We start from the raw sequence: 13,480 nt of genomic DNA, 5'->3' as shown, positions 1-13,480 counted from the left end.
GAATCCGGGCGAGGACTGACTACGGCGTCAAGGGGCACTCGGCGCGACAAGCGCCCGGTGCCCCTTCCGCACCGGCGAAAGGAACGCCGGACCCGCTCGGCCCGCCCTTGGGTATGGTGGGCGGGACAACACAACGGAACAAACCCTCAGGTGCGCCGGGAAGTCTGGTCGGCATGTGATTCGCCATGCCCACCGACCGGAGGCTCCCGTGACCGCGCCCCGCACCGACACCCCCGCACGCAAGTTCCTCGGCCGCCTGTCCCTGCCCGAGCGGAACTTCGTGGCGGACGCGCTGCGCACCGAGACCGTCGGTGGTGTGATCCTCCTGCTCGCCGCGGTCGCCGCCCTGCTCTGGGCGAACATCCCCGCCCTGCGCGGCAGCTACGAGAGCGTCGGGCACTTCCACCTGGGCCCCGCCTCCCTCGGCCTGAACCTCTCCGTGGAGCACTGGGCCGCCGACGGACTGCTCGCCGTGTTCTTCTTCGTCGCCGGGATCGAGCTCAAGCGCGAACTGGTGGCCGGGGACCTGAAAGACGCCAAGGCCGCGATCCTGCCGGTGATCGCCGCGCTGTGCGGCATGGCGGTACCGGCCGTCGTCTACGTTTTGACCAACCTCGGCTCGGGCGGCTCGCTCGGCGGCTGGGCGGTGCCGACCGCGACGGACATCGCCTTCGCGCTCGCCGTGCTCGCGGTCATCGGCACCTCGCTGCCCAGCGCCCTGCGCGCCTTCCTGCTGACGCTCGCCGTCGTCGACGACCTGTTCGCGATCCTGGTCATCGCCGTCTTCTTCACCGGCCACCTGAACTTCGCCGCGCTGGGCGGGGCGGCGGCCGGACTCGTCGTCTTCTGGCTGCTGCTGCGCAAGGGGGTGCGCGGCTGGTACGTGTACGTGCCGCTCGGCCTGGTCATCTGGGCGCTGATGTACAACAGCGGCGTGCACGCCACCATCGCGGGCGTCGCGATGGGCCTGATGCTGCGCTGCGCCCCCCACGAGAACGAGAAGGCCTCCCCGGGCGAGCGCATCGAACACCTCGTACGGCCGCTCTCAGCGGGCCTGGCGGTGCCACTGTTCGCCCTGTTCAGCGCGGGCGTCTCCCTCTCGGGCGGGGCGCTGGCCAACGTGTTCACCCGGCCCGAGACACTCGGCGTCGTCCTCGGACTGATCGTCGGCAAGACGGTCGGCATCTTCGGCGGGACCTGGCTCACCGCCCGCTTCACCAGGGCGTCGCTCAGCGAGGACCTCGCCTGGGCCGACCTGTTCGCCGTGGCCACGCTCGCCGGGATCGGCTTCACCGTCTCCCTGCTCATCGGCGAACTCGCCTTCACCGGCGACGCGGCGCTCACCGACGAGGTCAAGGCCTCCGTCCTCACCGGCTCCCTCATCGCGGCGATCCTGGCCACCGTTCTGCTGAAGATGCGCAACGCCCGGTACCGGAAGCTGTGCGAGTCCGAGGAGCGCGACGACGACCTCGACGGCATCCCGGACGTCTACGAGCAGGACGACCCCGCCTACCACCTGCGCATGGCCGAGATGCACGAGCGGAAGGCCGCCGAGCACCGCCGGCTCGCCGAGGCGAAAACGGCCGAAGGGAGCGGGAGGCTTGCCGAAGTGCCGGGCAGGGCAGGCGAGGAGGACGGCGGTCCGGCATGATCTGACGGGACGGTACAAATGACAGGAGCGTTCCCAGTCGGGCAGAAGTCAGGCAGCGGCAGCAGCCGGACGAAGACCGAGGGAACAGAGTCCGCAGTCAGGCAGGAGAGGAAGACCGCGATGAGCGCACCCGACGGCAGCCCGGTCGGCGCCGAACGCAGCATCGGCCAGCTGTTCGCCTCGGCGACCACCGAGATGTCGGCACTGGTGCACGACGAGATCGCACTGGCCAAGGCCCAGCTGCGACAGGACTTCAAGCGCGGCGCGACCAGCGGCGGGGCGTTCAGCGTGGCCGGTGCGCTGCTGCTGTTCTCCCTGCCGATGCTCAACTTCGCCCTGGCGTACGGCGTTCGGACCTGGACCAACTGGAATCTCGCCCTCTGCTTCCTGGTGTCCTTCGGGGCCAATTGCCTGATCGCCCTCGTACTGGTACTGATCGGCGTGCTCATGGCAAAGAAGGCGAAGAAGAGCCAGGGCCCGCAGAAGGTCGCCGCGTCCATGAAGGCGACGGCCGGAGTGCTCCAGAACGCCAAGCCGCACCCGCGTCCGGAGCCGGCCGCCCTGGAGGACCGCTCCCCCGCGGCCATCGAGGCTGTGGCACGCTCGACCTCATGACGGAGCCCGCCACCCCTTCGGCGCAATCGACGCCGGTCGTCCGGATCGGCCTGCCCGGCGGCAGGAAGGTGACGCACCGGGACGTCGCGGCCAACGGCGCCCGCTTCCACATCGCCGAGCTGGGCGACGGACCGCTGGTCCTGCTGCTGCACGGCTTCCCGCAGTTCTGGTGGACCTGGCGGCACCAGCTGGTCGCCCTCGCCGACGCCGGTTTCCGGGCCGTCGCGATGGACCTGCGCGGCGTGGGCGGCAGCGACCGTACGCCCCGCGGTTACGACCCGGCCAACCTCGCCCTGGACATCACCGGCGTGGTCCGCTCGCTCGGCGAGCCGGACGCCGCGCTGGTCGGCCACGACCTCGGCGGCTATCTGGCGTGGACGGCGGCCGCGATGCGCCCCAAGCTGGTGCGGCGGCTCGCGGTGGCCTCGATGCCGCACCCCAGGCGCTGGCGTTCGGCGATGCTCGGGGACGTGCGGCAGACCGCGGCGAGTTCCTACATCTGGGGGTTCCAGCGGCCCTGGATCCCCGAGCGGCAGCTCACCGCGGACAACGGCGCCCTGGTGGCCCGGCTCGTACGGGACTGGTCGGGGCCGCGGCTGCCGGCCGACGAGGCGGTGGAGACCTACCGCCGCGCCATGTGCATTCCCTCGACGGCACATTGCTCCGTCGAGCCGTACCGCTGGCTGGTGCGCTCCCTGGCACGGCCCGACGGCATCCAGTTCTACCGCCGGATGAAGCGGCCGGTGCGCGTGCCGACACTGCATCTGCACGGCTCCCTCGACCCCGTCCAGCGCACCCGCAGCGCGGCCGGCTCGGGCGAGTACGTCGAAGCCCCCTACCGCTGGCGCCTCTTCGACGGCCTCGGCCACTTCCCGCACGAAGAGGACCCGGTGGCGTTCTCGACGGAGCTGGTCAACTGGCTGAAAGACCCCGAACCGGATCGGTGACCCGGCCGATGCGCCCGGTATCCGAACGTGAACAACTGTCCTGCGAACTGCCAATTGCCCGGCGCATAGGCCAATTGGGGAGTCCGCGGGCGGTTATCGACCATGGGGCGGGGGCAGACGTCCCGGTATGGGCTGGACGCACGACTACAACGACGTAGCACGCACCCGCCGTTCGGTGAACGGTCCCAACTCCCACCAGCGCGGCACTCCGCAGCTGACGGACACGGATCCAAGGGTGGGCATTCCCCGCATCCTGCGCCGCCGAGCGCGCTGGGTCTCCGTACGCCTGCGTCACAGCCGCAGCTGACCCGGCACCGGCCGGGAGGGTCTACAGCGCGCAGTCGTCGCTGCCCACCTGCTGGTCCGCGGTACGACCCCGCGCGATGTCCTGCTGGATCTCGTCGATCGTGAGCGCGTAGCCGGTGTCGGCGTCGTCGAGGGACTTGGCGAACACCACCCCGTACACCTTGCCGTCGGTCGTGAGCAGCGGGCCGCCGGAGTTGCCCTGGCGCACGGTCGTGTACAGCGAGTAGACGTCCCGGCGCACAGTGCCGCGGTGGTAGATGTCCGGGCCGCTGGCCGTGATGCGGCCGCGCACCCGCGCGGCCCGGACGTCGTACGACCCGTTCTCCGGGAAGCCGGCGACGATCGCGCCGTCGCCGCTGTGCGCGTCCGTGCCGGTGAACTTCAGGGCCGGTGCCTTCAGGTCCGGCACGTCGAGCACGGCGATGTCGCGGTGCCAGTCGTACAGGACGACGGTGGCGTCGTACTTCCGCCCCTCGCCGCCTATCTGCACGGTGGGTTCGTCGACCCCGCCCACGACGTGCGCGTTGGTCATGACGCGGCGGTTGCCGAAGACGAAGCCGCTGCCCTCCAGCACCTTGCCGCAACTGCGCGCGGTGCCCATGACTTTGACGACGGACTGCTTGGCGCGCAGGGCGACGACGCTGTTCGCCAGCGCCGGATCCGGGGGCTGCACGTCGGTGATGGGCTCGTTGGCGAACGGGCTGAAGACCTGCGGGAAGCCGTTCTGCGCGAGGACGGAGGTGAAGTCCGCGAACCAGGTGTCGGCCTGCGCGGGCAGCACCTCGGAGACTCCGAGCAGCACCCGGGAGTTGCGCACCTCCTTGCCCAGCGTCGGTATCGTCGTGCCGCCGAGGGCCGAGCCGATCAGCCAGGCGACCAGCAGCATGGCGACGACGTTGACCAGGGCGCCGCCGGTCGCGTCCAGGGCACGGGCCGGTGACCAGGTGATGTACACGCGCAGCTTGCTGCCGAGGTGGGTGGTCAGGGCCTGGCCGATCGAGGCGCAGACGATCACGACGATGACCGCGACGACGGCCGCGGTGGTGCTGACCGGCGTGTTGTCCGTCATCGCGTCCCAGATCACCGGGAGCGTGTAGACGGCGAGGAGACCGCCGCCCAGGAAGCCGATCACCGACAGGATGCCGACGACGAATCCCTGGCGATAGCCCACGACCGCGAACCACGCGGCGGCGATCAGCAGCAGGATGTCCAGCACGTTCACCGCGTCGAGCCTCGCCTCATCATGTTCCCATCACCCCAGGCCGGCCGGTGTCTTCCTGGAGTTCCGCCCCCCGGGAGCACCGCAGCGGTGCCCACCCTGTCACGACCCCCAGTCGAGCGGGACCTGCTTGTCGCGGTCCCAGGGCAGCTCCCAGCCCGCGTAGTGGAGCACGCGGTCGATGATCCCGGCGGTGAAGCCCCACACAAGGGCCGATTCGACCAGGAATGCCGGACCTCGGTGGCCGCTGGGATGGACGGTCGTGGCCCGGTTGTCGGGGTTCGTGAGATCCGCCACGGGCACGGTGAACACGCGTGCGGTCTCCGCAGGGTCGACGACGCCCACCGGGCTGGGCTCGCGCCACCAGCCGAGCACGGGCGTGACCACGAAGCCGCTGACCGGGATGTACAGCCGGGGCAGCGCGCCGAACAGCTGGACCCCGCCCGGTTCGAGCCCGGTCTCCTCCTCGGCCTCGCGCAGTGCGGCCCGCAGCGGGCCCTCGCCCTGCGGGTCGCCGTCCTCGGGGTCGAGCGCCCCGCCGGGGAACGACGGCTGGCCGGCGTGCGAGCGCAGCGAGCTCGCCCGCTCCATGAGCAGCAGCTCGGGCCCGCGCTCGGCCTCGCCGAAGAGGATCAGGACGGCGGACTGGCGCCCCGCGCCGTCCTTCGGCGGCAGGAAGCGGCTCAACTGGACCGGCCGGACCGTCTCGGCCACACGTGCGACCGGCTCGAGCCAGCCGGGCAGCCCTTCCCTGCTGAGCGCCACCGAGCCGCCCTGCGTCCCGCTCGCCTCACTGGCCCGCGTCATCGCCACCCCCGTTCCCCTCGCCGCCCTGCCCGCCGTCCAGCAGTACCCCTCGGGGTCCTGCCGTGTCGCGCGTCCGAGCCCCTCGGCATCCCGCCGTGTCCAACGCCCGACGGCACCGAGATCGTTCCGCCGGTGTCATCCGGCCCCCAGCGGCGGTGCCGGCCGGCCGCCCGCGTCCAGGTAGGACTGCGGCGGCTTGAGGCGCTGGCCGGGGAAGCCGCCCTTCTCGTACTTCAGCAGCTTCTTCGCCTTCTCCGGGTCCGTCTCGCCCTCGCCGTAGGCCGGGCAGAGCGGGGCGATCGGGCAGGCGCCGCACGCGGGCTTGCGGGCGTGGCAGATGCGGCGGCCGTGGAAGATCACGTGGTGCGAGAGCATCGTCCAGTCGCTCTTGGGGAAGAGCGCGGCGACGGCGGCCTCGATCTTGTCGGGCTCGGTCTCCTCGGTCCACTGCCAGCGCCGCACCAGCCGCTGGAAGTGCGTGTCCACGGTCAGGCCGGGCCGGCCGAAGGCGTTGCCGAGGACCACGAAGGCGGTCTTGCGACCGACGCCGGGAAGCTTGACGAGGTCCTCGAGCCGCCCCGGGACCTCGCCGCCGAACTCCTCCGCCAGCGCCTTGGACAGGCCTATCACCGACTTGGTCTTGGCCCGGAAGAAGCCGGTGGGCCGGAGGATCTCCTCGACCTCCTCGGGGTTCGCGGCGGCGAGGTCCTCGGGGGTGGGGTACCTGGCGAACAGCCCGGGCGTGGTCTGGTTGACCCGCAGGTCCGTGGTCTGGGCCGACAGGACCGTGGCGACCAGCAGCTGGAAGGGGTTCTCGAAGTCCAGTTCCGGGTGGGCGTAGGGGTACACCTCGGCGAGCTCGCGGTTGATACGGCGGGCCCGGCGGACCAGGGCCGTGCGCGACTCGTTCTTCGGCGGCTTCGGGGCGAGCGTCTTCGCCGGCGCGGCCTTCTTGACGGCGGCGGTGGCCTTCTTCGGCGCGACCGTCACCTTCTTCGGTGCCACGGCCTTGCTGACGGGGGCCGCGCTCCTGGCGGAGGGCGCCTTCTTCCCAGCCGCACCCTTCTTCAAGGGTGCCTTTTTCGCCGCTTTTGCCATGTTCGTTCCATCGCCGGACTCTTGTTCGCCCACAGCGGAATCCTCACGTACAACCACCCGCCCAGCCCCCTCGGCCTGCGCTCTCACCGGCGATTTGGACACCCGGCCAGCCTAAAGCCCAGCACCGACATCCGCTCCGGACCCCCGAGATCGGCCCCCGATTGGCCCCCTGCCGCGTAAACGTGCACACCTGTGCGGCATCCTTGTGACAGATCACACTGTTTGGACCGTCCGGCAAAATGGGGAACACGGACCCCTGGCACACGGGGGAGCAAGATCCTCTGAGCAGGTCGACAAGGAGAGAACTCGTGGACGACGTTCTGCGGCGCAATCCGCTCTTCGCGGCGCTCGACGACGAGCAGGCCGCGGAGCTTCGCGCCTCCATGACGGAGGTGACACTCGCACGAGGCGACTCGTTGTTCCACGAGGGCGACCCGGGTGACCGGCTCTACGTGGTCACCGAGGGCAAGGTCAAGCTGCACCGCACGTCCCCGGACGGCCGCGAGAACATGCTGGCCGTCGTCGGTCCCGGCGAGCTCATCGGCGAGCTGTCGCTGTTCGACCCGGGCCCGCGCACCGCGACCGCGACCGCGCTGACCGAGGTCAAGATGCTCGCCCTCGGCCACGGCGACCTCCAGCCCTGGCTGAACGTGCGGCCCGAGGTGGCGGGCGCCCTGCTGCGCGCCGTCGCCCGGCGCCTGCGCAAGACCAACGACCAGATGTCGGACCTGGTCTTCTCCGATGTTCCGGGCCGTGTCGCCCGTGCCCTGCTGGACCTCTCCCGCCGCTTCGGCGTGCAGTCCGAGGAGGGCATCCACGTGGTGCACGACCTCACCCAGGAGGAGCTGGCCCAGCTGGTCGGCGCCTCCCGTGAGACCGTGAACAAGGCCCTGGCCGACTTCGCCCAGCGCGGCTGGCTCCGTCTGGAGGCCCGCGCGGTGATCCTGCTCGACGTGGAGCGCCTCGCGAAGCGCTCGCGCTGACCCGTTCCCGCGGTCCTCGAGGGCCCCGTCCCGGCCGGGACGGGGCCTTCGCCGTCGGCAGCGGTCCGGGGCTCGTCGCCGACCGTCAGATGAGACCGTGCCCCCGCAGGTACTCCAGCTGGGCGCGCACCGACAGCTCGGCGGCCGGCCACAGGGAGCGGTCCACGTCGGCGTACACGTGCGCGACGACCTGGGACGGGGTCCGGTGACCGGCCTCGACGGCCGTCTCGACCTGGGCGAGCCGGTGGGCCCGGTGGGCGAGGTAGAACTCGACGGCGCCCTGGGCGTCCTCCAGGACGGGCCCGTGGCCGGGCAGGACCGTGTGGACGCCGTCGTCGACCGTGAGGGACCTGAGCCGCCGCAGCGAGTCCAGGTAGTCACCGAGACGGCCGTCGGGGTGCGCGACGACGGTCGTGCCGCGGCCCAGGATCGTGTCGCCTGTGAGCACGGCGCGGTCGGCAGGCAGGTGGAAGCAGAGGGAGTCGGCGGTATGGCCCGGGGTCGGTACGACCCGCAGCTCCAGCCCGCCCACCTTGATCACGTCCCCCGCGCCCAGCCCCTCGTCGCCCAGCCGCAGGGCCGGATCGAGCGCACGCACGCGCGTACGGGTCAGCTCGGCGAAGCGGGCGGCGCCCTCGGCGTGGTCGGGATGGCCGTGCGTCAGCAGGGTCAGCGCGATCCGCTTGTCCGCTTCCTCGGCGGTGGCGGCCACCTGGGCCAGGTGGCCCTCGTCCAGCGGCCCCGGGTCGATCACGACGGCCAGGTCGGAGTCCGGCTCCGAGACGATCCAGGTGTTGGTGCCGTCCAGGGTCATGGGGGACGCGTTCGGCGCGAGGACGTTGACGGCCCGCGCGGTGGCGGGCCCGGCCAGTGCGCCGCCCCGGGGCTGTCCGGGCAGCGCTGCTGCGTCCGTCATGCGAGGAGGCCTTCCTGGACGTCGGTCCGACGGGAGCGGCGGCTCACGCGCGCGCCGTGCCGCTCGGGACGTGCTGGGTGAACTCGTCGTGCCCCGGCCAGGTCAGGACCACCTCGCCGTCCACCAGGCGGGCCTGCGCGAGCACGGGGGTCAGATCACGGGACCGTGCGGCGGCGAGCGCCTCGACGGGGCTGCCGCAGGGCATCAGCTGGCGCAGGGTGGCGATGGTGGGCGGCATCATCAGCAGCTCGCCCCGGTCGTACGCGGCCGCCGCCTCCACGGGCCTGATCCACACCGTGCGGTCGGCCTCCGTGGAGGCGTTCCGGGTGCGCTGGCCCTCGGGGAGCGCGGCCACGAAGAACCAGGTGTCGTAGCGGCGGGGCTCGAACTCGGGGGTGATCCAGCGGGTCCAGGCGCCCAGCAGGTCCGAGCGCAGGACCAGGCCCCGGCGGTCCAGGAACTCCGCGAACGACAGCTCACGGGCGACCAGGGCGGCGCGGTCGGCCTCCCAGTCGGCACCCGTGGTGTCGCCGACGACACTGTCCGCGCCGGGCCCTGCGAGCAGGACGCCGGCCTCCTCGTACGTCTCGCGGACGGCCGCGCAGACGATCGCCTGGGCCTCCTTCTCGTCGACGCCGAGGCGATCGGCCCACCACGCGCGCGAGGGCCCCGCCCAGCGGACGTGGTGGTCGTCGTCACGGGGGTCGACGCCACCGCCCGGGTACGCGTACGCGCCTCCGGCGAAGGCCATGGAGGCGCGTCTGCGCAGCATGTGCACCGCGGGGCCGGGCCCGGTCTCCTTCAGGAGCATGACGGTGGCCGCGCGCTTCGGCGTCACCGGTGTGAGGGTGCCGTCCGCGAGCGCGCGGATACGGTCCGGCCAGTCCGGGGGAAACCACTGCCCATTCGCCATGGGCGGAGGCTATCCCCTGGTGAGCGAATGTTCGAGAGGTGGCCGAGGTCAGAGCCGGTTCAGGGCTCCGCCTACGGCTCCAGCTCGACCTGGATCTCCACCTCCACGGGCGCGTCCAGCGGCAGCACCGCGACGCCGACCGCGCTGCGCGCGTGCACGCCCTTCTCCCCGAGGACCTCGGCCAGCAGCTCGCTGGCGCCGTTGACGACCCCGGGCTGGCCGGTGAAGTCCGCCGCCGAGGCGACGAAGCCCACGACCTTCACCACGCGTGCGACACGGTCCAGGTCGCCCGCGACGGACTTGACGGCCGCAAGGGCGTTGAGCGCGCAGGTGCGCGCCAGGTCCTTGGCCTCCTCCGGGGTGACCTCCAGGCCCACCTTGCCGGTGACCGGGAGCTTGCCCTCCACCATCGGCAGCTGTCCCGCGGTGTAGACGTACACGCCGGACCGCACGGCCGGCTGGTACGCGGCCAGCGGCGGCACGACCTCCGGCAGCCTCAGGCCCAACTCCGCCAGCCTCGCCTCGACCGCGCTCATGCCTGCTTCTCCCGCTTCAGGTAGGCCACCAGCTGCTCGGGGTTCGGTCCGGGCACGACCTGGACGAGCTCCCAGCCGTCCTCGCCCCAGGTGTCCAGAATCTGCTTCGTGGCATGGACGAGCAGCGGCACGGTTGCGTATTCCCACTTGGTCATGGGGCCGACTGTATCCGCTGCCTCCGGCGGCCCACGCGGCCGACCACGGCGCGGTTGTCCACAGCCTCCCGCGTGACCCGAGCGCGAACTGGTTAGTCTCGAATACGTGAGCAGGCTCCAGGTCGTCAGCGGCAAGGGCGGGACCGGAAAGACGACGGTCGCCGCCGCCCTCGCGCTGGCCCTGGCCACGGAGGGGAAGCGGACGCTCCTCGTCGAGGTCGAGGGCCGGCAGGGCATCGCACAGCTCTTCGAAACGGAGGCGCTGCCCTACGAGGAACGGAAGATCGCAGTCGCTCCCGGGGGCGGGGAGGTGTACGCGCTGGCCATAGACCCCGAACTGGCCCTGCTGGACTACCTCCAGATGTTCTACAAGCTGGGTGGTGCCGGCCGGGCCCTGAAGAAGCTCGGCGCCATCGACTTCGCCACCACCGTCGCGCCCGGACTCAGAGACGTCCTGCTGACCGGCAAGGCGTGCGAGGCGGTACGGCGCAAGGACCGCGACGGCCGGTTCGTCTACGACTACGTGATCATGGACGCGCCGCCCACCGGGCGCATCACCCGCTTCCTCAACGTCAACGACGAGGTGGCGGGCCTGGCGAAGATCGGCCCGATACACAATCAGGCCCAGGCGGTGATGCGGGTGCTGAAGTCGCCCGAGACGGCCGTGCACCTGGTGGCGCTGCTGGAGGAGATGCCGGTCCAGGAGACCGTCGACGGCATCGCCGAACTGCGCGCCGCCCGGCTGCCGGTGGGCCGCATCATCGTGAACATGGTGCGCCCGCAGATGCTGGACGCGGACGACCTGGAACTCGTACGGACCACTTCGCGCACCGCGCTCGCCCGGTCGCTGTCCTCCGCCGGGCTCGGCGGAGCGCGGCGCGGCCAGAACGCCGAGCGGCTGGTGGGACCGCTGCTGGAACAGGCCGAGGAGTACGCCGAGCGTTACACGCTGGAGGAGGAGCAGCGGTCCGTGCTGAGCGAGCTGGGTCTGCCCCTGCACGAACTGCCGCTGCTCGCCGAGGGCATGGACCTGGCGGGCCTGTACGAACTGGCGACCGAGCTGCGAAAGCAGGGGATGTCATGAGCCCGGACCCGGCACCCGAGCGGGAGGCCGCGCGCACCTCCGCCCACGCGTACGACGGCGCCCGCCGTCTGGCACCCACGCGTGTGCTGGAGATCGACCCGCTGCTCGACGACCCAGGGACGCGCATCGTGGTGTGCTGCGGCTCGGGCGGGGTCGGCAAGACCACCACCGCGGCGGCCCTCGGCCTGCGCGCCGCCGAACGCGGCCGCAAGGTGGTCGTCCTGACCATCGACCCGGCCCGCCGGCTCGCCCAGTCCATGGGCATCGATTCCCTGGACAACGTCCCGCGCCGGGTGAAGGGCACCGAGGGCGAGGGCGAGCTGCACGCCATGATGCTCGACATGAAGCGCACCTTCGACGAGGTCGTCGAGGCGCACGCGGATTCCGAGCGGGCGGCCGCGATCCTGGCCAACCCCTTCTACCAGTCGCTCTCCGCGGGCTTCGCCGGCACGCAGGAGTACATGGCGATGGAGAAGCTGGGCCAGCTGCGGGCCCGGGACGAGTGGGACCTCATCGTCGTCGACACCCCGCCCTCCCGCTCCGCCCTGGACTTCCTGGACGCGCCCAAGCGGCTCGGCTCCTTCCTCGACGGCCGGCTGATCCGGCTGCTGACCGCCCCGGCGAAGCTGGGCGGGCGCGCGGGGATGAAGTTCCTGAACGTCGGGATGTCGATGATGACCGGCACGCTCGGCAAGCTGCTGGGCGGTCAGCTGCTCAAGGACGTCCAGACGTTCGTGGCCGCGATGGACACGACCTTCGGCGGCTTCCGGACCCGCGCGGACGCCACGTACAAGCTGCTCCAGGCACCGGGAACCGCGTTCCTGGTGGTCGCGGCCCCGGAGCGGGACGCGCTGCGCGAGGCCGCGTACTTCGTGGAGCGGCTGGCCGCGGAGAAGATGCCGCTGGCCGGTCTGGTGCTCAACCGGGTGCATGGCAGCGGGGCCGGTGAGCTGTCGGCCGAGCGGGCGCTCGCCGCCGCGGAAAATCTTGAGGACTCCCGCATTGTGGATCAGCGGGACGGGAAAGCTGGACTTCGTAACTCTCCCGCAAAGTACGGCAGTTCAGGCTCTCCCGCTGCTCATCCCGATTCCGGCGCACCTCCCGCGGACCCCGAGGCGCCCGCCGACGACGGCTTCGCGCCGGAGCCGTCCGTCGACCAGGTCACCGCGGGCCTGCTGAGGCTGCATGCCGAGCGCATGCAGCTGCTCTCCCGTGAGCAGCGCACGCGTGACCGCTTCGCCGCCCGGCATCCCGAGGTGGCGGTGGCCGAAGTGGCCGCGCTGCCCGGTGACGTGCACGACCTCACGGGGCTGCGGGACATCGGAAACCGGCTCGCGGAACACCGCCACGAGCTGCCCGATCCGGGCGCCTGACAGGCGCCCGCCGGGTCATCCGCTGTCCCTCCCCGCGGCGGGACAGCCCGGGACAACCACCGGACACATGGACAACCGAAGACCGCCCAGGAGGGACGACTCAGGTACCCACGAACGCGCTCCGGCCGCCCGGAGGGACGACGCCCCAGTCCGACGCTCAGCCCACCGCCGCGTAGTCCTCGTACACCTGGTCGTCGGCGAGGGACACCAGTCCCGCGCCCCGCTCGTACTCCATGCGCGCGGTCTCCAGCAGCCGGCGCCAGGAGGTCACGGTCGGCCGCCGGCGCAGCAATGCACGACGCTCACGCTCTGTCATGCCTCCCCAGACGCCGAACTCGACACGGTTGTCGAGCGCGTCAGCGAGGCATTCGGTGCGAACCGGGCATCCGGTGCACACCGCCTTGGCCCTGTTCTGCGCTGCTCCCTGAACGAACAGTTCATCCGGATCAGTAGTGCGGCAGGCCGCCTGCGCACTCCAGTCGGTAACCCAGCCCATACCGGCGCCGTCCTCTCCCGAATCGAGGCTCCCCCACGGCGGCAGCGGCATATTCACCGCCGCCAGTTGAGGACGTTACGGAAGGTGGGCACGGCGCAACACCCCCAGCGGGCCCAATCTTGAATGGTCCGAACGGACTATGGGGAAGCGGCAGATCACCCGGGGGAGTGAGCTGACGACATGCACGACATTCCCGGCACAGCGGGGCAGTTGCCGCGTGCCGTAACGGTCACCGGATGACACACAGGGGGAATTCGGGCTCCCGTTCCACACTCTCCGGTCGCGCACCCCGACACCACCCGGACCACCCGGCCAAGAAAAGCCGAAGGGAGCCGGAACGTTTCGGGGCTGCCGGACGTATGGATACGTGGCCGTACCGCT

The 13,480-nt window shown here is 71.4% G+C and carries 15 protein-coding genes; 7 read left to right on the top strand and 8 right to left on the bottom strand.

Annotation, left to right across the window (positions count from 1 at the left end; genetic code table 11):
- Positions 1–208 precede the first annotated feature (208 nt).
- The 4 genes from nhaA to OIE49_RS19550 all read left to right on the top strand — a co-directional run bounded on the left by nhaA (position 209) and on the right by OIE49_RS19550 (position 3,520).
- Positions 209–1,651 (top strand): Na+/H+ antiporter NhaA, encoded by a 1,443-nt coding sequence (nhaA, locus tag OIE49_RS19565; RefSeq protein WP_326803437.1) that lies wholly within the window; start codon positions 209–211, stop codon positions 1,649–1,651.
- 120 nt (positions 1,652–1,771) lie between these two features.
- The gene (locus OIE49_RS19560) at positions 1,772–2,266 is read left to right on the top strand and encodes a phage holin family protein (RefSeq protein ID WP_100568477.1); all 495 of its coding nucleotides are present in this window, start codon (positions 1,772–1,774) and stop codon (positions 2,264–2,266) included.
- A complete protein-coding gene (locus OIE49_RS19555) occupies positions 2,263–3,213 on the top strand; it encodes an alpha/beta fold hydrolase (RefSeq protein WP_326803436.1) in 951 nt (316 codons plus the stop codon). Before OIE49_RS19560 ends, OIE49_RS19555 begins: the two co-directional genes overlap by 4 nt.
- 127 nt (positions 3,214–3,340) lie before the next feature.
- Positions 3,341–3,520, top strand: a complete 180-nt coding sequence (locus tag OIE49_RS19550) for a hypothetical protein (protein WP_100568475.1) — start codon at positions 3,341–3,343, stop codon at positions 3,518–3,520.
- 21 nt (positions 3,521–3,541) lie between these two features.
- Here the strand turns inward: OIE49_RS19550 and OIE49_RS19545 are convergent, their stop codons facing one another.
- The 3 genes from OIE49_RS19545 to nth all read right to left on the bottom strand — a co-directional run bounded on the left by OIE49_RS19545 (position 3,542) and on the right by nth (position 6,643).
- Positions 3,542–4,741, bottom strand: a complete 1,200-nt coding sequence (locus OIE49_RS19545) for a MarP family serine protease (protein WP_100568474.1) — start codon at positions 4,739–4,741, stop codon at positions 3,542–3,544.
- A 99-nt stretch (positions 4,742–4,840) separates the two neighbouring features.
- Positions 4,841–5,545, bottom strand: coding sequence for an NUDIX hydrolase (locus OIE49_RS19540; protein WP_326803434.1), 705 nt, complete (start codon positions 5,543–5,545; stop codon positions 4,841–4,843).
- 135 nt (positions 5,546–5,680) lie between these two features.
- Complete coding sequence (gene nth / locus OIE49_RS19535; protein ID WP_326803433.1) at positions 5,681–6,643, bottom strand: endonuclease III; 963 nt, start codon at positions 6,641–6,643, stop codon at positions 5,681–5,683.
- 308 nt (positions 6,644–6,951) lie between these two features.
- Between nth and OIE49_RS19530 the strand changes: the two genes are divergently transcribed.
- On the top strand, positions 6,952–7,626 hold the full coding sequence (locus OIE49_RS19530) for a Crp/Fnr family transcriptional regulator (RefSeq protein ID WP_100568471.1): 675 nt from the start codon (positions 6,952–6,954) through the stop codon (positions 7,624–7,626).
- Positions 7,627–7,711: 85 nt separating this feature from the next.
- On the opposite strand, the gene OIE49_RS19525 is transcribed toward OIE49_RS19530, so the two are convergent.
- The 4 genes from OIE49_RS19525 to OIE49_RS19510 form a co-directional block, all read right to left on the bottom strand.
- Entirely contained in the window at positions 7,712–8,542 is an 831-nt protein-coding gene (locus OIE49_RS19525) for an MBL fold metallo-hydrolase (RefSeq protein ID WP_326803432.1), read from the bottom strand.
- Between the two features lie 43 nt (positions 8,543–8,585).
- Positions 8,586–9,455: an NUDIX hydrolase gene (locus OIE49_RS19520; RefSeq protein WP_326803431.1), complete on the bottom strand. Its 870-nt coding sequence runs from the start codon at positions 9,453–9,455 to the stop codon at positions 8,586–8,588.
- Positions 9,456–9,526: 71 nt separating this feature from the next.
- A complete protein-coding gene (locus tag OIE49_RS19515) occupies positions 9,527–9,991 on the bottom strand; it encodes a RidA family protein (RefSeq protein ID WP_100568468.1) in 465 nt (154 codons plus the stop codon).
- Entirely contained in the window at positions 9,988–10,146 is a 159-nt protein-coding gene (locus tag OIE49_RS19510; RefSeq protein WP_009189813.1) for a DUF4177 domain-containing protein, read from the bottom strand. The genes OIE49_RS19515 and OIE49_RS19510 overlap by 4 nt, the downstream gene beginning before the upstream one ends.
- Positions 10,147–10,252: 106 nt before the next feature.
- Between OIE49_RS19510 and OIE49_RS19505 the strand changes: the two genes are divergently transcribed.
- Entirely contained in the window at positions 10,253–11,230 is a 978-nt protein-coding gene (locus OIE49_RS19505) for an ArsA family ATPase (RefSeq protein WP_326803430.1), read from the top strand.
- Entirely contained in the window at positions 11,227–12,603 is a 1,377-nt protein-coding gene (locus OIE49_RS19500; RefSeq protein WP_326803429.1) for an ArsA family ATPase, read from the top strand. Before OIE49_RS19505 ends, OIE49_RS19500 begins: the two co-directional genes overlap by 4 nt.
- Before the next feature lie 157 nt (positions 12,604–12,760).
- Here the strand turns inward: OIE49_RS19500 and OIE49_RS19495 are convergent, their stop codons facing one another.
- Positions 12,761–13,099: a WhiB family transcriptional regulator gene (locus OIE49_RS19495; protein ID WP_172632898.1), complete on the bottom strand. Its 339-nt coding sequence runs from the start codon at positions 13,097–13,099 to the stop codon at positions 12,761–12,763.
- Between the last annotated feature and the right edge of the window lie 381 nt (positions 13,100–13,480).

It is taken from the genome of Streptomyces sp. NBC_01788 (genome assembly GCF_035917575.1).
Taxonomy (GTDB): domain Bacteria; phylum Actinomycetota; class Actinomycetes; order Streptomycetales; family Streptomycetaceae; genus Streptomyces.
The sequence above is the reverse complement of the archived record's forward strand: the minus strand, read 5'-3'. Positions and strand labels throughout refer to the sequence as shown.